Annotated in this window: 18 protein-coding genes; 14 read left to right on the top strand and 4 right to left on the bottom strand. The window is 47.8% G+C overall.

From position 1 onward, the window contains the following. Positions 1-23 precede the first annotated feature (23 nt). Positions 24-887, bottom strand: a complete 864-nt coding sequence (locus ACLR2L_RS08315) for a sugar phosphate isomerase/epimerase family protein (RefSeq protein ID WP_413367332.1) — start codon at positions 885-887, stop codon at positions 24-26. Between the two features lie 14 nt (positions 888-901). Further along, positions 902-1918, bottom strand: coding sequence for a LacI family DNA-binding transcriptional regulator (locus ACLR2L_RS08310; RefSeq protein WP_413367330.1), 1017 nt, complete (start codon positions 1916-1918; stop codon positions 902-904). Between the two features lie 398 nt (positions 1919-2316). Here ACLR2L_RS08310 and ACLR2L_RS08305 point away from each other — a divergent pair, with 398 nt between their 5' ends. The 8 genes from ACLR2L_RS08305 (at position 2317) to ACLR2L_RS08270 (ending at position 10405) form a co-directional block, all read left to right on the top strand. After that, a complete protein-coding gene (locus ACLR2L_RS08305) occupies positions 2317-3462 on the top strand; it encodes a Gfo/Idh/MocA family protein (protein ID WP_413367328.1) in 1146 nt (381 codons plus the stop codon). 62 nt (positions 3463-3524) lie between these two features. After that, the gene (locus ACLR2L_RS08300) at positions 3525-4583 is read left to right on the top strand and encodes a sugar phosphate isomerase/epimerase family protein (RefSeq protein WP_413367326.1); all 1059 of its coding nucleotides are present in this window, start codon (positions 3525-3527) and stop codon (positions 4581-4583) included. 43 nt (positions 4584-4626) lie between these two features. Continuing rightward, a complete protein-coding gene (locus tag ACLR2L_RS08295; RefSeq protein WP_413367324.1) occupies positions 4627-5850 on the top strand; it encodes a nucleoside permease in 1224 nt (407 codons plus the stop codon). Then, complete coding sequence (locus tag ACLR2L_RS08290; RefSeq protein WP_413367322.1) at positions 5843-6754, top strand: hydroxypyruvate isomerase family protein; 912 nt, start codon at positions 5843-5845, stop codon at positions 6752-6754. The genes ACLR2L_RS08295 and ACLR2L_RS08290 overlap by 8 nt, the downstream gene beginning before the upstream one ends. Before the next feature lie 53 nt (positions 6755-6807). Continuing rightward, a complete protein-coding gene (locus ACLR2L_RS08285; RefSeq protein ID WP_413367320.1) occupies positions 6808-8493 on the top strand; it encodes a GMC oxidoreductase in 1686 nt (561 codons plus the stop codon). Next, positions 8493-9110, top strand: coding sequence for a gluconate 2-dehydrogenase subunit 3 family protein (locus ACLR2L_RS08280; protein ID WP_413367318.1), 618 nt, complete (start codon positions 8493-8495; stop codon positions 9108-9110). The genes ACLR2L_RS08285 and ACLR2L_RS08280 overlap by 1 nt, the downstream gene beginning before the upstream one ends. Before the next feature lie 54 nt (positions 9111-9164). Then, the gene (locus tag ACLR2L_RS08275) at positions 9165-9923 is read left to right on the top strand and encodes a DUF1080 domain-containing protein (RefSeq protein ID WP_140958953.1); all 759 of its coding nucleotides are present in this window, start codon (positions 9165-9167) and stop codon (positions 9921-9923) included. 149 nt (positions 9924-10072) lie between these two features. Continuing rightward, on the top strand, positions 10073-10405 hold the full coding sequence (locus ACLR2L_RS08270; protein ID WP_413367316.1) for a DMT family transporter: 333 nt from the start codon (positions 10073-10075) through the stop codon (positions 10403-10405). 57 nt (positions 10406-10462) lie between these two features. Here the strand turns inward: ACLR2L_RS08270 and ACLR2L_RS08265 are convergent, their stop codons facing one another. Both ACLR2L_RS08265 and ACLR2L_RS08260 read right to left on the bottom strand, forming a co-directional pair. After that, positions 10463-12823: a methyl-accepting chemotaxis protein gene (locus ACLR2L_RS08265; RefSeq protein ID WP_413367314.1), complete on the bottom strand. Its 2361-nt coding sequence runs from the start codon at positions 12821-12823 to the stop codon at positions 10463-10465. Between the two features lie 176 nt (positions 12824-12999). Further along, positions 13000-13983 carry an alpha/beta hydrolase gene (locus ACLR2L_RS08260; RefSeq protein ID WP_413367312.1) on the bottom strand — a complete coding sequence of 328 codons (984 nt, stop codon included), beginning with the start codon at positions 13981-13983 and terminating at the stop codon, positions 13000-13002. A gap of 295 nt (positions 13984-14278) precedes the next feature. Between ACLR2L_RS08260 and ACLR2L_RS08255 the strand changes: the two genes are divergently transcribed. The 6 genes from ACLR2L_RS08255 to ACLR2L_RS08230 all read left to right on the top strand — a co-directional run bounded on the left by ACLR2L_RS08255 (position 14279) and on the right by ACLR2L_RS08230 (position 18519). Further along, on the top strand, positions 14279-15499 hold the full coding sequence (locus ACLR2L_RS08255; RefSeq protein ID WP_413367310.1) for a multidrug effflux MFS transporter: 1221 nt from the start codon (positions 14279-14281) through the stop codon (positions 15497-15499). 99 nt (positions 15500-15598) lie between these two features. Continuing rightward, positions 15599-16141, top strand: coding sequence for a DUF1285 domain-containing protein (locus tag ACLR2L_RS08250; RefSeq protein WP_413367308.1), 543 nt, complete (start codon positions 15599-15601; stop codon positions 16139-16141). Positions 16142-16328: 187 nt separating this feature from the next. Further along, positions 16329-16931: a hypothetical protein gene (locus ACLR2L_RS08245; protein WP_413367306.1), complete on the top strand. Its 603-nt coding sequence runs from the start codon at positions 16329-16331 to the stop codon at positions 16929-16931. A 26-nt stretch (positions 16932-16957) separates the two neighbouring features. Beyond that, complete coding sequence (locus ACLR2L_RS08240; RefSeq protein WP_413367304.1) at positions 16958-17473, top strand: DUF2199 domain-containing protein; 516 nt, start codon at positions 16958-16960, stop codon at positions 17471-17473. A 90-nt stretch (positions 17474-17563) separates the two neighbouring features. Then, positions 17564-18010: a HEAT repeat domain-containing protein gene (locus ACLR2L_RS08235; protein ID WP_413367302.1), complete on the top strand. Its 447-nt coding sequence runs from the start codon at positions 17564-17566 to the stop codon at positions 18008-18010. 89 nt (positions 18011-18099) lie between these two features. After that, on the top strand, positions 18100-18519 hold the full coding sequence (locus ACLR2L_RS08230) for a hypothetical protein (RefSeq protein ID WP_413367300.1): 420 nt from the start codon (positions 18100-18102) through the stop codon (positions 18517-18519). Positions 18520-18666 lie beyond the last annotated feature (147 nt).

The raw sequence follows: 18666 nt of genomic DNA, 5'->3' as shown, positions 1-18666 counted from the left end.
CGGTTTGTTTTTTGAAAAAGGTATTACTTGCTTTGCAGCGTGGTAACCGCAGAGAAGCCCTGGCTAATGGTGCGAACCAGGTCGTCTGTTTGGTCGCGCTCTACGAACTTGTGCTCAATACCCGCCAGTTCGCCATTTGCGAAGATGGTAGCGAAATCGATAGTGCCTTTACCCACATCCGCAAAACTACCGTCTTCTGCCAAATCTTTAACATGCCACATTTTGAAGCGGCCAGGCTGGCGTTTGAACAAAGCCACCGGGTCGAAGCCCGCTTTAACAGTCCAGTATAAATCCAGTTCCATCACCAGCAGTTCGCTGTCGCAACGATCCAGTATCAAATCGTAAGGTAATTCGCCATCCAGCTCCTGAAACTCGAAATCGTGGTTGTGGTAAGCCAGCTGAATTCCGCGCTGTTTACATTGCTCTCCCCACATGTTCATTTCGTCAATCAGGCTGTAGTAGTCTTCAATGCTCTTGCGGTCGTCAGGCATTAAATACGGCACAACAATGTATTTGTGACCCAGTGCTTCGGCTGCGTCTAAATGGGCGCTCAGATCCGCTCTGAGCAGGTGAGGCATAATGTGCGTAGATGGGCTGGTAAGGCCATTTGATTTAAGCAAATCTGCAAACTGTTGAGGGGTGTTACCAAACAAACCTGCTAGTTCCACTTCTTTGTAGCCTACTTCAGCCACTAACGCTAAGGTTTCTGCCACGCTCTTTTCCATCATACTGCGCAGGGTATACAACTGCAGGCCAACAGGCTGCGCAGAGGCAGAAGATGAAGCTACGGTAGCGGCGGGTTTACACGCTGCTGCACCCAGCAACGCCCCCATACCGGTTGCACCTAATTGCAAAAAACGGCGGCGATTTAGCGTTAGTTCAGACATGGTTACGTTCCTTATTATAGGTTAGCTGTTGTTGGCGCGGGGCCAGTACTTTGTCGTGTGATTACTTCAAATGGCAAAATCACCTTAATGGCGCGCTTGGTTTTACCGTTCAGCACGTCAATCAATAAATTCACTGCCGTTTCGCCAAACTCTTCTGCAGGCTGGGCAATGGTTGTGAGCGGTGGCTCGGCATAAGCAGAAAAAGCGATGTTGTCGAAGCCGGCTACAGAGATATCGCCGGGAATCGATAATCCTGCTTCGCGCACTTTGCGCATCGCGCCCATGGCCATTTCGTCGTTTTCGCAAAAAATAGCAGTGGGGCGGTTTGGTAAACTAAGTAAGGTAGTTGCAGCCCGATACCCCGATGCCAATGTAAAGTCTCCAGCACACAACAGCGATTCATCGATGCTGAGACCTGCCGCTTTGAGGGCATCTTCATAGCCTGCTAACCGGTCGCGGGTGAGTGGGCTCGACTGTGGACCTTTCACCATGGCAATACGGCGATGCCCCAGTGAAATAAGATGTTCTGTCATGGCTTTTGCAGCAGCGCGGTTATCCAGTGTTACCGTTGGGAAACGAGCGTCATCGACGATTTCACAGGCGTTTACCATAGGTAATAATGCTTCCGACTGAAACTGATCCGGTGCAAAAGGATTAAACGCCCTTAATTGGATCACGCCATCGGCCTGGGAAGTATCAACTAACTTTGCGCAATTGCGCTCGATTTCGTCATTGCCCATAGTATTCATAAGCAGCAATGAATAGCCCTGAGATGCAGCGGCTTCCTGCATGCCTTTTATTACCCGGGCAAAGAACACATTGGCAACAGTGGGCACCAGGGCAACCAGCACCTGGGTCTTGCCGGAACGGAATTTCACCGCCATGAGGTTGGGTTTGTAACCGAGATGATCAATGGCTTCCTGCACACGCACACGGGTTTTAGGTGATACGCGATCAGGTTGTTGCAGAGTGCGTGACACCGTTGCTACGGATACGCCTGCTCTATCTGCCACTTCACGAATCGTTGACAACCTGTTCTCCTGATATTTCTACTGCAAAATGTAACCGATAACATCTTTTACGCTAATTGTTAAAAGATTGCAAAGACAAATTCATCAAAAAACCGCCATTTGGGCGTTTTAAGCAGCATTTTATCGGTTTTCATTCGACTATTTGTTAAAAAATTAAGTAAATTAAGACTGGATCAGACAGGCGATCTTGATATACTCGAATGTAATCCGTTACATTTTTACAAAATTAACATATTTCGTACATGTAGTGTAGAGTAGTGTGCGTGGAGAGCACGGGTGTGCGCGAGCAGCCCGCTTAGGTACGCCGGGTTATTAGTGCATTCAAAACCCGGATAAGTGCAGGCACTACTTCAACAGGCAGTACATCTACAGGCAGTAAGTGTTACACAGGAGCAAACATGCAGAAGATTCGACTGGGTATGGTTGGCGGCGGGCAAGGTGCCTTTATTGGTGCTGTGCACCGGGCAGCGGCCGGGTTAGATGGTCAGTATGATTTAGTCGCCGGGGCATTTAGCCGCAATCCAGAAAACAATCTGGCAACCGCCACTCAGCTGTGCATTGCTGCCGACAGGGCATATCCAAGCTGGGAAGCCTTAATTGAAGGTGAAAAGCAGTTACCCGCAGACAAGCGCATTCAGGCCGTTGCAGTAGTTACGCCCAATCATTTGCATGTGCCGGTAACTAAAGCCGCGTTAGAAGCCGGTTTTAATGTGTTTTGTGAAAAGCCGTTAGCCATTAATTTAGACGAAGCAAAGTCACTTGAGTCTGTGTTGGCGAGTTCTGGCGCGCTACTGGGCTTAGCGCATACCTATATTGGTTATCCAATGGTGTGGCAGGCCCGTCATCTGGTTGCAACCGGAAAGCTGGGCACTATTCGCAAAGTTTATGTGGAATACCCGCAAGGCTGGCTGAGCAACAATCTGGAAGCCAGCGAAAACAAACAGGCAAGTTGGCGAACCGATCCGGCGCAATCTGGCGGCAGTGGCTGCATGGGCGATATTGGAACGCATGCTTTTAACATGGCTGAGTTTGTTACCGGCAGTAAGGTAACTCACTTGTGTGCAGATCTGCACACGCATATTCCGGGTCGTCGACTGGACGATGACGGCGCCGCATTCCTGAAGTTCGACAACAACGCCTCTGGTGTGCTGATTGCCAGTCAGGTGGCTGCAGGCGAAGAAAACGGCCTGAAAATCCGTGTTTATGGTGATAAAGGCGGATTGGAGTGGTTCCAGATGCGTCCTGACTCACTCATTGTTCGCTCACTGGATGCGCCAATGACCATTTTACGTGGCGGTCAGGGACAGCCCGGATTGTGTGAAGAAGCATTAAAACGGTGCCGGATTCCGGTTGGGCATCCGGAAGGGTACTTAGAAGCCATGGGTAATCTGTACACTTTATTTGCTCAGGCTATCCGTAACGGTCAGCAAGGTGCGGCAGACGGCGTACCTGGGTTGGCTGAAGGTATACGCGGGATGGCGTTTATTGCCACCATGCTGGAAAGCCAGAACAGCGAGCAAAAGTGGACGGCTTTGTCGCTGTAAAACCGTAAATGGATACGCCTTGTTCGTATCGGAAAAGCATAAAGTAAGCAGGAGAGTACACAATGTCTGCAATAAAAGGCCCAGCAATATTTCTGGCCCAGTTTTTAAGTGATAAAGCGCCATTTAACCGCTTGGACACCATCGCTGCCTGGGCAGCAGATTTAGGTTACAAGGGCATCCAGGTGCCTACCAGCGACCCGGCGATTTTTGATTTGGAGCGCGCCGCGGAAAGTCAGGAATACTGTGATGAGATTCTGGCAACTTGCCGCAAGGCGGGCGTAGAAATTACTGAGTTATCCACGCACCTTCAAGGTCAATTGGTGGCAGTGCATCCTGCATACGACGAATTATTCGACAACTTTGCGCCTAAGCACTTACACGGCAATCCCAAAGCCCGTACCGAGTGGGCTATTAATCAATTGAAATGCGCGGCAAAGGCCAGTCAACGTCTGGGCCTGAAAGCCCATGCTACCTTCTCTGGTGCATTGATGTGGCATCTTGTTTACCCGTGGCCACAGCGTCCTGCAGGTCTGGTTGAACAAGGTTTTGCAGAGCTGGCAAAGCGTTGGTTGCCCATTCTGGATGCCTTCGACGAAGCAGGCGTGGACGTGTGCTACGAGATCCACCCGGGCGAAGATATTCACGACGGCGCAACGTTTGAGCGTTTCCTGAAAGCCGTTGATAACCACCCACGTGCGAACATTCTGTTCGACCCGAGCCACTATGTGCTGCAACAACTGGATTACCTGGACTTCATCGATCGTTATCACGATCGCATTAAGATGTTCCACGTTAAAGACGCCGAATTTAACCCAACGGGTCGCTCCGGTGTGTACGGCGGTTACGAGGATTGGGTAAACCGTCCTGGGCGTTTCCGCTCATTGGGTGATGGACAGGTCGATTTTAAAGGTATCTTCAGCAAGCTAACCCAATACGGGTTTGAGGGCTGGGCGGTGCTCGAGTGGGAATGCTGTCTTAAAGATTCCAATCAGGGAGCTGCGGAAGGTGCACGTTTCATTGCCAGTCACATCATTCAGCGTGCTACCCATGCCTTTGATGATTTTGCTGGCGCCACCAGTAGCGACACGCGCAATCGTCGCATACTTGGATTAGACAACTAACAACACTAACCATAACCATAACGAAGGAATTGGCGGTAAGCCTATGAACACAATAACAATACGGCTAAGCGTAATGATGTTTCTCCAGTTTTTTATCTGGGGTGGATGGTTTGTCACATTGGGGACATTCCTTGGCGGTACGCTGGGTGCAACTGGCGGTGAAATTGGTATGGCGTTTTCTACCCAATCTTGGGGGGCGATTATTGCGCCGTTCATTATTGGCTTGATTGCAGATCGTTTTTTTAACGCCGAGCGCATTCTGGGTATTTTGCACTTAGTGGGCGCAGTGCTGATGTATTTGATGTACCAGTCTGGTGACTTCGCAAGCTTCTACCCTTATGTACTGGGCTACATGATTGCCTATATGCCAACCCTGGCGCTGGTTAACTCCGTGTCGTTTGGTCAAATGAAAGACCCAACCAAAGAATTCGGCAAAATCCGCGTATGGGGCACCATTGGCTGGATTGTTGCCGGTCTGGTGATCAGCTATGTGTTTTCCTGGGACTCTCAACAAGCCATTGCCGACGGCATGCTGCGTAACACCTTTATGCTGTGCGCCATTGCGTCTGCTGCGCTGGGTGTATACAGCTTTACACTGCCTGCTACGCCACCAGCCTCAAAAGGCAAACAAGCCTCTGGCTTAGGTGAACTGCTGGGCCTTGATGCACTGTCACTGCTGAAAGACAAAAACTTCCTGGTGTTCTTCTTATCGAGCGTACTGATTTGTATTCCGCTGGCGTTTTATTACCAGAATGCTAACCCGTTCTTAACCGAGATCGGTGTAGAAAATGCCACAGGTAAAATGACTCTGGGTCAGGTCTCTGAAGTGTTGTTCATGCTGGCATTGCCGCTGTTCCTGAACCGTTTTGGTATTAAGCTTACATTAATGCTGGGTATGGCAGCCTGGGTGTTGCGTTATGCGTTATTTGCGCTGGGCGACGCCGACGGTGGCGTGATGCTGCTGATCGTAGGTATTGCACTGCACGGTATTTGTTACGACTTCTTCTTCGTGTCAGGACAAATCTACACCAACGCGAAAGCCACAGAACAGTGTAAGAGCGCGGCTCAAGGCCTTATTACCCTGGCGACTTACGGTGTAGGTATGCTGGTGGGTTTCTGGGTAGCCGGTCAGGTTACTGATTCTTATGTTACCAATGCAGGTCACGATTGGGCGCCAATTTGGTACTTCCCGGCAGGATTTGCGCTGGTGGTACTGGTAATTTTTGTACTGCTGTTTAAAGGCGAAAAGGTAGAAGCCAATGACTAAGCCAATGGATTCGCTGGCCAATGATGTAACCCGCCGCTCGTTGCTCAAGCAACTGGTGGTAGGCGTAACCGGTGCAACGCTGACGGGCAATGCACTGGCGCAACTGGGCAATGTAAAGCCAAGTAGTCCTCTGAAAGGGGCGGTGAATCATTCAGTGAGTCGCTGGACTTACGGCAAGCTGTCTATCGAGGAGCTGTGTCAGGTAGTTAAGTTACTTGGGTTTAACGCCATTGATTTAGTGGGGCCGGAAGACTGGGCTACACTTAAACAATATGGTGTAGACAGCTCTATGTGTAATGGCGCAGAGCTTAACCTGACTGATGGCTGGGCAGATCCGCAGTTCCACGATGCGCTAATTACGCGCTACACCGCGCATATAGACAAAGTGGCAGATGCCGGTTACACGAACTTAATCTGTTTCAGTGGTAACAAGCGTGGGAAAACACCGGAAGAAGGGTTAATCCATGCTGAAAAAGGACTGAAGCAAGTATTAGGGCACGCTGAGAAGCGCGGCGTAGTGCTACAAATGGAGCTGTTTAACAGCAAGGTGAATCATCCGGATTATTTTGCAGATAACTCCGCGTGGGGCATTGCGTTGTGTGACCGATTAGGCTCCGACAATTTTAAATTGTTATATGACATCTATCACATGCAAATCAGTGAGGGTGACATTATCCGTACTATTCAGGATAACCACGCTTATTTTGGTCACTACCACACTGCCGGGGTTCCTGGCAGACACGAAATTGATGATACCCAGGAGTTGTATTACCCGGCGATCATTAAAGCCATTGTAGCTACTGGTTTTACCGGCTACGTGGCGCAAGAGTTTATACCCACACCGTCTGATATCAGCGGCCAAATCGCCTCGTTGCGCCAGGCCATTGATATTTGTGATGTTTAAAAAATAGCAATTACCCTGTCGATTATTAGGCACAGAATTAGAGGGGAGATGTAATGGCGAACAACGAATACGATGCGATTGTTGTCGGTTCAGGGATCAGTGGTGGCATGGCAGCAAAAGAGCTGACCGAAAAAGGCCTGAAAGTACTGATGCTGGAGCGCGGACGCAATATTGAACACATAAAGGATTATACCAACGCGCACAAAGAAGCCTGGAATTATCCGCACCGCGACCTGCCAACGCAAAAGCGCAAGCAGGAAGAGCCGGTTATTCAACGCGATTATCCGTTGAATGAATCGACTAATGGCATGTGGGCCAGTCATCAGGACTCTCCCTATGTCGAGAAAAAACGTTTCGACTGGTACCGCGGTTATCACGTGGGCGGACGCTCATTGCTGTGGGGTCGTCAAAGCTATCGCTTAAATGAAGAAGACTTCCTGGCTAACGCCAAAGAAGGCATTGCGGTTGACTGGCCCATTCGCTACGAAGATCTGGCCCCCTGGTACGATTACGTAGAGCGTTTCGCTGGGATCAGCGGCAGCCGTGACGGTTTGGACGTGTTACCAGATGGCCAGTTCCTGCCGCCAATTCCTCTGAACGTAGTGGAAAAAGAAGTCGCTCGGCGCTTGCAAAAAGCATTCGGTGGTACGCGTCACCTTATTCATGGTCGTTCAGCTAACATTACTGAACCTAAGCCAGAGCAAAACCGGGTGAACTGTCAGTACCGTAATAAGTGCTGGCTGGGTTGCCCGTTTGGTGGCTATTTCAGTACACAATCGTCAACGCTGCCGCTGGCAATGAAAACCGGTAACCTGACACTGCGTCCATTCTCTATTGTTACCCGTGTGCTTTACGACAAAGACAAGAAGCGCGCTACCGGTGTGGAAATTCTGGATTCAGAAACCAATCAGACTTACGTATTTAAGAGCAAAATTGTGTTCCTGAACGCGTCAGCACTTAACTCAACATGGATGCTAATGAACTCAGCAACTGATGTATGGGAAGGTGGTTTGGGTAGCAGCAGCGGTGAGTTGGGCCATAATATTATGGATCACCACTTCCGCGTGGGCGCCAGTGCTGAAGTAGAAGGCTTCGACGACAAATACTATTACGGTCGTCGTCCGTCGGGCTTCTACATTCCGCGTTTCCGCAACTGGCATGACGACAAGCGTAACTACCTGCGTGGCTTCGGTTATCAGGGTAGCGCAAGTCGCGATGGCTGGAACCGCAATATCGCTGAAATGGGCATTGGTGCAGGCTTAAAAGATGCTATTACCGAGCCGGGTACCTGGCGCATTGGTATGACGGCCTTTGGTGAAATGCTGCCACACCACGACAACCGTATTTACCTGAATAAAGACAAGAAGGATAAATGGGGCTTGCCAGTACTGGAAATGGACGTGGAGATCAAAGAAAACGAAATCGCCATGCGTAAAGACATGAAAGACGATGCCGTAGAAATGTTCGAACGTGCGGGCTTGAAGAACGTAAACGGCTATGAAGGTGACTATGCCCCGGGCATGGGTATCCATGAAATGGGCGGTGCACGTATGGGCCGCGATCCTAAGACCTCGGTTACTAACAAGTTTAACCAGGTATGGGATGCGCCAAACGTATTCATGACCGACGGTGCGTGTATGACTTCTGCGTCGTGTGTAAACCCTTCTCTTACTTATTTGGCATTAACTGCGCGTGCTGCAAGCTATGCCGTAGAAGAACTGAAAAAGAGGAATCTGTAATGGAACGTCGTGACATATTAAAACTGATCACGGCTGCCACCGGGGTAGCCATGGTGGGTGCCGATGCCTTTGCATGGGACAAAGTACCCGATGCAACCAGTGCTAAAGCGGCCGGGTTTACTGCCGAAGACATTAGCCTGTTAAACGAAATTGGTGAAACCATTCTTCCGGCTACGGCTACGCCTGGTGCTAAAAAGGCCAATGTGGGTGATACCATGGTGGGTTTGGTTGCCGACTGTTACACACCACCTGAGCAGGCTGAGTTCCGTCAGGGTCTGAAAGCCATTGATGTGGAGAGTAAAGCGGCGTTCAGTAAACCTTTCTTGCTGCTGTCTGCTACGCAACGTCATGAGTTATTGACTAAACTTGATTCTATCGCCAAGGCACAGGACGAGAAAGTGGGGCTGGGTTGGGCTGTGCATCAGAAGCCTAGTCACCGCAATATGGAAGACAAAGGGCCGGTTCCGCATTACTTCACGTTAATGAAACAGCTAACATTATTCTGCTTCTTTACGTCCGAAGTGGGTGCTACACAGGCGCTGCGTTATGTGAGTATTCCGGGCAAATACGATGGCGACATGCCGTATCAGAAAGGTGATCGCGCCTGGGCTACTTAAGCTCAGGTTTGCATTCACCCTTTTCAGACACTAAAGAATAACAGGACCTTAATTATGCAATTAAACTGGTCAGTAAAAGGTACGCTTGCCCTGTGTGCGTTGGGCACTGCAGGATTTGCAGTGGCACAGGGGCAAGCTCTCGAACCCTGGCAACAGGCGCAAAAAACCGAAGTGTGGGAGCCGGTTCCCGAAGTGGTTAGTGCGCCAGCCAATGGCGTGCCGTCTGATGCTATCGTATTGTTCGATGGCAGCGGTTTAAGTGAGTGGGAGTCGGTGAAAGGCGGCGACGCTCAGTGGACGGTAAAAGACGGCGTGTTAACGGTATTGCCGGGTAAAGGTGATATTAAAACCAAGCGTGATTTCTGTGATGTGCAATTGCACGTTGAGTGGAAAACACCTACTGATGTCGACGGCATGGAAGGGCAGCAGCGCAACAATAGCGGCATTTTCTTCCAGCAGAAATATGAAATCCAGGTACTGGATTCTTATAACAATGCTACTTATCCGAATGGTCAGGCTGGTTCAGTTTACAAGCAGACTATTCCATTGGTAAATGCCATGCGTCCTGCGGGCGAGTGGCAGGAGTACGACATCCTGTTTACCGCGCCTCGCTTCGATGGTGAGAAACTGGTGTCGCACGGTTACGTTACCGTGATCCATAATGGCGTAGTGGTGCAAAATCACACAAAAATTCTGGGTACAACCGAGTGGATTGGTGCACCTAAAACCATCCCTCACGGCTGCGCACCGATTCAGTTACAGGATCACGACAATTTCGTGAGCTTCCGTAATATCTGGATCCGCGAGCTGTAACTTCAGCGACATCATTCTGAGTTAAAACCCGGCTTGTGCCGGGTTTTTTGTTTGTATTGCGCAGAGGTTGTGTGTAAATACAAGACTGCAATTTGCATAAGGTATTGGTTACACTTCACGCCTTCTTTCTTTTATTCATTAATTTCTGTATGAAAAACTGGTTGTTTCTCGGCATTGCCATTGCTTGTGAAGTCATGGCCACATCTAACCTAAAGTTAAGCGAAGGATTCACCAAATGGGTCCCTTCAGCCCTGGTGATTGTGGGCTATGCTGCTGCATTTTATTTCTTATCGTTAACGCTCAAGACCATTCCTGTGGGCGTTGCCTATGCGGTTTGGTCCGGGCTGGGTATCGTCGCAATTTCAATAGTGGCGTGGTTTGCTTTTGGGCAAAAGCCTGACTTTTGGGGAGTGGTAGGAATGGGGCTAATTATAGCGGGCGTCATAGTGCTAAATACGCTTTCAAAAACCACCGCGCATTAGCACCATAACGTCTCATCACATCAAGGCTTATATCACGCGCGGTAATGTAAGCCTGGGTTACTCAGCCCGGAATGCCGTTCGACGCTTAACGCTGTGCGATGGATTCGATACCTTGAAGTTGTCTGTAAGGGATTTGAGTTTGTTACCCATTTTAGTAATGTCTTCACCAATACTGGCACTCAGTTCAATAGCATGCTGGTTTAAATCAAAACTCTTGTCCATTAGCTTAAAGTTTTCAGATACTTCATGCAGTTGGGTTTGCTGCTGTCTGGAAACCGCGCCAATTTGCAGTACATGCTGATTAATATTGGCAATGGCAGATTCAATCAATGCCCAGCTTTCTTTGGTTTCGTTTACCTGTTTAACGCATCCCTGGGCATTCGCCAGGCTCTCGTTCATTATGCTTACGGCATGCTGGGTACTATGCGATATGTTATTTACCAGTTCCGCAACACTGGTGGTAGAGGAGCGGGTTTGACTGGCAAGGTTTCGCACTTCATCAGCCACTACCGCAAACCCTCTGCCAGATTCACCCGCCCGTGCGGCCTCAATCGCCGCATTTAAAGCAAGTAAGTTGGTTTTCTCGGCGATTTCGTTAATTACGTCGATAACCTTAGAAATGCTTTCGGCATCGTGTTTTAAATCGTTTACTGCGCTTGATACATTGGCAAGTGTTGCACCCAGTTGGTCCATGTTATGAATAGTTTCGTCTACAAACTGCCTGCCGTCTGTTACGCAGGATTCGGTGTCGCGCGTGGCTTGTTGAATTCCACCCACTTCATCTGCCACTAACTGGCTGGAGTTTAGTGTGTTATTTAATTCGTCGCGCACTATGTCGGATTGCTTGTGTAAATTGTTAGACGAAGTAATGAGTTCTTGGTTGACTTCTGTCACGTCTATCGACATGGGTTTCATGCGAACAATGGACGCCAGTAATTGAGAAAATGTGGTGTCCAAATGTTCAATAAATTCGTTAAAGCTGCCTGCCAGTGCAGAGAGTTCGTCGTTGCCCTTGGCGGGTAATCTGATGGTAAGATCGCCATCGCCTGAGCTAAGTTGTTTAACGGTTTCGTGCATTTGAGATATGGGAGTGATAACAGGGCGGGCCATAAACCAGCCAACCAATAAACTGATGAATAGCGCAAACACCGAGAGCAGCACAATATTTAAAACGATTTGTTCGTTTAAGTGTTCAATAAATCCCAGTGCTTCACTGTAATCGATCTCACTGAGAATGACCCATTTTAGCCCTGCTATATCCAGCGGCTTATAGGCCGAGAGTACTTCTACACCGCGATAATCGGTAACCAGTGCATAACCACTACTGCCCGCCAAAGCACTTTTAGCCGCGTCGGATGTTACCGACTGTAGGCCGATGGAGGTGGTAAATATATCCATCGCGCTCAGTGTGGTTTTGTCGGTACCGATGGATTTCATTGTGGCCAGGTAACCACTTTTATCTTCCAACAGAAAACGGGAATTTGAGCGCATCAGGGTATCAGCACCTACCAGATAGGTTTCGCCCGACAAACCATAGCCTGCTTCTTCCCATTTCTGATTATGGGTCATAATGCTATCAATACGGTCGAGTGGCAGTTGCATTATCAGCACGCCAATCGTTTTGCCGTTTTGTGTAATTGGGGAAGAAACAAACGCCGCCTGGGCATCATACGAAGGAAGGTAGGTTTCAAAATCAGTGAGAAAGCTGGTTTTACTATTGCTTAGTGCTAATGCGCCACGATAGGCCTTTGCCAGCCCACTTTTTGCGTAAGGACCACTAATGAGCGAAGTGGCGTAATCCAGCTCTTTGAACGCGGAATACACCACGTAGCCGCTGCTGGCGTCCACCAAAAAGATATCGTAGTAGCCATAGTGTTCAATGTAGTCTTTAAACACCTCGTGATAGGCTTTATGCGTGTTGTCATAAGCAGAGCCTGAACCATCGCTGGTAAGGGCGTCTTTATTGCCCAGTGGGTTGGGGTTGTCGGCAATGTACTGCTGCTGAAAATGGCGGGCGAGTGGTGACAGTGACTGAAGTAATACCTGGCTGTTTAACTTACTGTTTGAATTCAGCGAGCGGTATTTTCCTGCAAAATCATTGTTGTAATAGCTGGTGAGACTGCTACTGACAGTGTTTGACACCTTGGTTTGCGAGAACGCGGCAGTAAATTCAGCCATCGCATTTACAGTGGTAGGGTTAAACGACAAGGTTTCGGCCTGAGACTGCACGTTAGCAAGGTAACTTTCTACTTGTTGAGCCGTTTGATCCCGTGCGCTGATTAACCGAGCCTGAGTGGTTTGCAATATTTGCGCTTTGGCGTCGGTTTCAATAAACCAGCCCAGCGTTAAGCAACTCACAATAACGAAAATCACTCCAATCGCGGTGTAACTGGATACCAACTTGGCTTTAAGCTTCATGCACGCGCACTCATCATTCAGGTGTAATTTTAATCTTACACCAATGTACTGTGATTGGAATTGGCTGTACGTATATTTTTACGCTTTATCAGGCTGGTAAAACCTGTTTGTTTTGGTGCAGTAAATTTAATGTAATCAGTGTGTTATCTGTTTTGGATGGATTGGCTGTTGACCTGTTATTCATGCCAAAGCCAGCGCAGCCCTTCCGGTAATAACGCGCCGGGGTGCGAGTCGTTATGTTCGCCGTCTGTCCAAACCGTTTTTAGTGCGTATCGCGGGCCTGGGAGCGCATGCTCATCAGCGTCTTTATTGGCGTAACGGAACGCAGCGGCCATTTGTTGATTGGCTAAAAACCAGTTGCCCCATTCGTTGTCCAGATCGTTAATGCCGTCCTGCATAAAGATACGTAAGGGGCGAATGGGCTCCCGGCGAATTAAAGCCGGATAATCCTGTCCGCCGGTTTGCATACCAGCCTCTGTCGGGTGATAGCCAATCGATACAAAGCTGCCGATTGAGCTATACACCTTTCTAAAATAATCGGGCCTGAACCAGGCCGCTGTAAATGCGGCAATCGCCCCACTGCTGGTACCTCCAATGGCCCGTTGGTTGGGATCATTGGTTAAATGGTAATCCCGCTCCAATAACGGGATCATTTCTTCAATTAAAAATCGCGCATAAGTATTGTTAACTACATCGTATTCCTGCCAGCGGTGGTTTGGGTTACTCCAACCCAAATCGTCCGGGTAAGTGGGCGACATATTACCCGGCGTAATAAACAGCCCAATGGTTACCGGCATGGCCTTTTGCGCTATCAGGTTTGCCATTACGGTTTGTATTCTTATTGACCCGTTGGGATTGGATGCCCGATGTCCATCCTGAAACACCAATAAGCTGGCAGCGTTCGATGCATCGTATTGGGCTGGTACAAATACCCAGTAGCGTCTTGAGGTACCTGCATATATCTGGCTCTGAAATTCAAAGGGGCCTTTTAGTTCGCCAGCTGGTACGCCGGGTTGTAATACGTGATCCGGTGTAAGCGTAACCTGCGAGCGAATTGACGGTGCAGGATTCAGCTCTGCCAGAGCCTGCTGTGCGCTGACTAATACAGGGAAAGTAAGGGTAGCTAAGCATGCCGAACACAAAAGCCGAATGAGAGTCATTTTCTATCCTTGAAAGCAGTGTATGCCGCAATAATGTGCATTTTGTTGATTAACAAAAAATTAACCGGAATTGGAGGGTAATGCAATCCGAATAACCCGCTGATTTTTTACAACCTATTTTTTACAACCTATGTGCTGTAAACGGTTTTAACTATTGTGTTAACTATTGAGAGGGTAAATAGTTGGTATCTTTTCTATCGTTAATGGCTGGGCGGGAATTCTGCTAAGATAGTCGGGTTATTATAATACCCGTGATTTGCCAGTCAGTTGGCAACACTGCTAACGTCTGGTCAATATGTATAATCAGCGCCCACCCAGATTCTTCGTAATTTATCTCTCGGCCTTAATTGCGGTAGGCCCGTTTTCCATGGAACTCTATTTACCCGCTATGTCGGCCATGGCGTCGTACTTTAATACGAATATGGCGGCGCTTAACTACACGGTAACGGCTTTTTTCTTTGGCGCGGCAATTGGGCAGCTACTGGGTGGTCCTATGTCGGATCAAATAGGCAGAAAGCCAATTGTACTCAGCGGGCTACTTATTTATATGCTGGCTACAGTGAGTATTGCAAATGCCAATTCTGTAGAGGCAATTCAGTGGCTGAGAGCGCTACAGGGGATGGGGAGCGGTGCAGCCGGCGTAGTCTCCATGGCGTTATTGCGCGATGTGTATCCACCGCAGGACGCGGCCAGAAAAATTCCCGTGGTGATAACCGTGATGATGCTGGCGCCGTTAGTTGCGCCGTTGATGGGCTCGTTGCTTGTTTACTTTGGTTGGCGGGTGATCTTCTTTACGCTGCTCGGCTTTGGCATGTTGTTGTTTAGCTTGCAGTGGCTGGCAATCCCTGAAACAAATCAACCCAAGGGCAATCTGAACTTTACTCAGTGGCTGGGTAACTTTAAAGTGGTTATTTCGCACCGGGTAGACGGCAAACTCATTGCCACGCGATATATTCTGGCTGGCGGCTTTTGCTCCGGCGTACTGATGACCCTGATCACCAACGCCGCCTTTATCTATTTAGAGTATTTTTCTATTCCGGTTGGGGTATTCCCCTTGTACTTCTCTGTGAATGTTGTGTGCCTGATCATGGTTACGCTCTGCGTGGGCAAGGCCGTTAAACATGTTGAGCCACAAACGTTGTTCAAAGTAGGCACGCTTTTTCAATGTCTGATTTTGGGGTGTTTAACATTACTCGTTTCAGTTGGCGTTTCAGATAAGCAGCTAATTATACCGTGTCTGGCACTGGCGATTGGCTGTGGTGGGTTAATTCAACCCTGTATTACGTCAATGCTGATGGCGTATTTTCGCCGTTATAGTGGCAGTGCGGCCTCCCTGGCTACGGCCATTAAGTTTTCAATTGGTGGGCTGTTAGGCGGCATCAGTAATGTGTTTTTTAACGGCACATTGGCACCGGTTAGTCTTGTTATGCTGTGCAGTTCAATAATGTGTTGTGCGTTATTGTTTTCTATTCCCAAGCAGCCGTTGGCGCTCATTAAGGAAGATAAGTCACTGTAATTGTTATGTTGCTACAGTAACGACTGGGATTCTCGCTTTTCATTTATCTGCAAATTTGATTTCATACGGTGTATTCACAGTGCATTGGCTAGCGTTGCTATGGATTTACACACCCTTACCACCGACATTGAAAAACTGGATAGTGAGCCGCCGTTCGATCAATGGCATCCGCCATTTTGTGGCGATATTGATATGGTAATTAAGGCCGATGGCAGCTGGTGGTATAACGGCAGTCCTATTGGTAGGGAGCGCATGGTAAAGCTATTTGCCAGGGTGTTACTCAAAGAAGGTGACGACTATTTTCTTAAAACCCCCGCGGAAAAGGTTCGCGTTCAAGTTGAGGATGCGCCTTTTGTTATTTCACAATGGCACCAACATGATACCGACGAAGGCCCCGCCATTGAAGTGGTGAGTAACCTGGGGCACTCCGCGATTTTATCGTCAACCCACCCGCTGGAAGTGGATGAAACTGACAATGAAAATCCGCGCCCCTATGTAACACTGCATCGCGGTTTAACCGCCCTGGTTCACCGAAATGTGTATTACCAGTGGATCAATATCGCATCACCTGCAATCAAAAACGGCGAAGAGCACCTTATGCTAAAAAGCGGTAGAGCTGAGTTCAGTTTGGGAAGGTTGTGAGCTTTGTAATAAAGTAAAAAATAATTACCTGTATCGGTGTATTAGACGCAATAAGACTTGCATTGCACCTTGTTTACTCGAATGATGGGGTTGTTTTAAAAGAACCTTTGCGGTAGTTATGAGAGAACTATATACACCATTTGAAGTCATATTAAGCTGTTATATTTCGTCAGCATCGGAGCAATGAATGCTAGATCTGGACAGGTTTATCGTGGAGATAGATAGGCTTACTACGGCAGTATATTTTTATGATGAAATATATGGTGAGCAAGAAACGATAAAAATCATTTCTGGGTTGTCCTCGGAGGCGGCCAGAATAATTCAGCGTTCACTACACAACGATATCGTAATGTCGCTGGCTCGCCTTCTATACGATGGAGTGCATTATAAAACACCAGAAGTCACCTTTGAGTATCTAAGTCAGTATAACCTTGCAAATAAATACGCTAACTATATTGACCAAGAACTGCAAAGCCATAGAGATGAAATAGCTAAAATCAAGAAATCATTGAACGTAAAAGACTATCGAGATCTCGTTTTGGCGCACAATGACAAAGCAACACTCACAGGTGGTAATGACCACCCCAAACATAATCTAGAAACTGAGGTTTTACTACGCATTCTGCGGTTGTCACGGGCATTGTTCTTTGGTGTGCGCCTTAATTTAGCCAAAGAGCGAGGCGAACAAAGTTTACCAATTACCGACGGCAACGTTCAACGCAATGGTGTAGGTACCAATTTTCTGGAAAATATTGAAAATATAACAAGGCAAGCAAGAGGGACCGCCTAAACGGCTGCCCCTTCTTGCGGCGTTAAATGGCAAAGGAAAGTATGTCGCAGGAATTAGTAAAGTGTCCATGCTGTGAAAAAATGGTTCCAGCAAATGATGTTGAGCTCACGTATCGTTTACCTGACGATATCGCTTGCATGGATGAAGAAGAAAGGGCATCTACTTGCAAATACACAAATGATTATGTCGTATGCGATGATGAATATTTTTATCTGCGTTGTATCTTGCCTTTGCCGGTACATGACACAGGTCGAGAATATTGCTTAGGCGTCTGGGTCCAGATTTCACCTAATAGCTTTAATAAGGTTTGGGAGCTTTGGGATGATGAAAGACAAGCAAATGAACCTCCAATGAAAGGTCTCCTTGCGAATAATGTTCATCTCAATACAGGGGCAGAAAATGCCGAAGTGATGGTTCAGCTTACTGGTCCTACATCAAGACCAGTGGTCACAGTCAAAGTTGAAGCTTGTTCTCTTTATAAAGAGCAGCAAAGCGGTATTACTATACATCGTGCTAGTGAGTATTCAGACCTATGTCGGTAATGCCATTTAACAAGCAAAGGCAGCGGCCGCCAAAAAGCGGCGCTCGCTGCTTTGGCCGTTCGCTGTTCGCAGAACTGAGTCATGTGAAGCATGGATATTGAAGAAAAATTGACACTACTCGATGGCCGAGGATCAGATTCAGAATATGATGCGGTTAAAGAGTTAAGTAGTAGTCTCGGCCTGGAATTTCCGGGACTACTTCTAGCCAAATATAGAAGTTCCAAGAAATGGGGTGAGCGCCTTTCTTGCGTCTACCATGCCTCTAAATATGCTGTTGCCAGCCAAGATGCTTATGAGCTTGCAATTGAAGCACTGAAAGACAAATCCAAAAAAGTTAGGTATCAAGCATGTTTACTTCTCGCGCTTGCACAGAAGCCAACGGCTTTGAAACCATTAGAAGTCTTATTAAGCAACCAAGACTCATCTGAAGATGCCAAGGCAGCTATTGAAGCAATTAAACTCAAAAACCATAATTACTTTGCTGATCGTGATCATTCAGGCATGGTGAAACTAAATGTTCAGCAATATCACAGCTAACAAGGCCAAGCAGCATCGCCAGCAAAGCTGGCTGGACCTCGCTGCGCTCGGCCGCTGTTGGCGGCGTTAGCTGACACATGGAAGGTCAAATGAATGATGTAATATTTGCTGCGGCAATATGTACGCTTATTTCGATGCTTTTTATATTTGTTACTTATTTATTCGAAGATGGAAAAATTACTCGAAATATTATGGATAGTGTTGGGGTCACATTCTACTTATCTATACCACTTCTAATTGGCTTCTTCGGAGTAGTCCTTTTTTGCCGAAATGATTTCGAATTAGCTGAATCATTACTGAGTACAGTTGTACTATTTGCTTTTTCGTCAATTGCTTTGCTGTATATTTTGTGGAATGGCTTTATGCTTATTGATGTACTTCACAAGCGGACAATTGGGCCAGAGCAGGGATATAGTGGTCTTATCTTATTTTTAGGCAGTATCAAAGCTGCCGTTATAGGTAGTATTGTCGGCATCTGCGCTTGCCTGATTAATTGGGTAGTCAGCTAACAAACGACCAAGTCAGCGGGACACTAACACGCAGGCTCCCGTCACTTGCATATTCCGGCCGGATCTGAACAGCGATTCCGGAAACACTTGAACACTTATTCTGGAATTATTTGAACACTGATTCCGGATTTATTTAGTACAGTTTTG

Origin of the sequence: Alteromonas sp. AMM-1 (assembly GCF_047290655.1) — a bacterium.
Classification (GTDB): Bacteria; Pseudomonadota; Gammaproteobacteria; order Enterobacterales; family Alteromonadaceae; genus Alteromonas; species Alteromonas mangrovi.
This window is presented reverse-complemented; position numbering and strand designations above follow the sequence as displayed.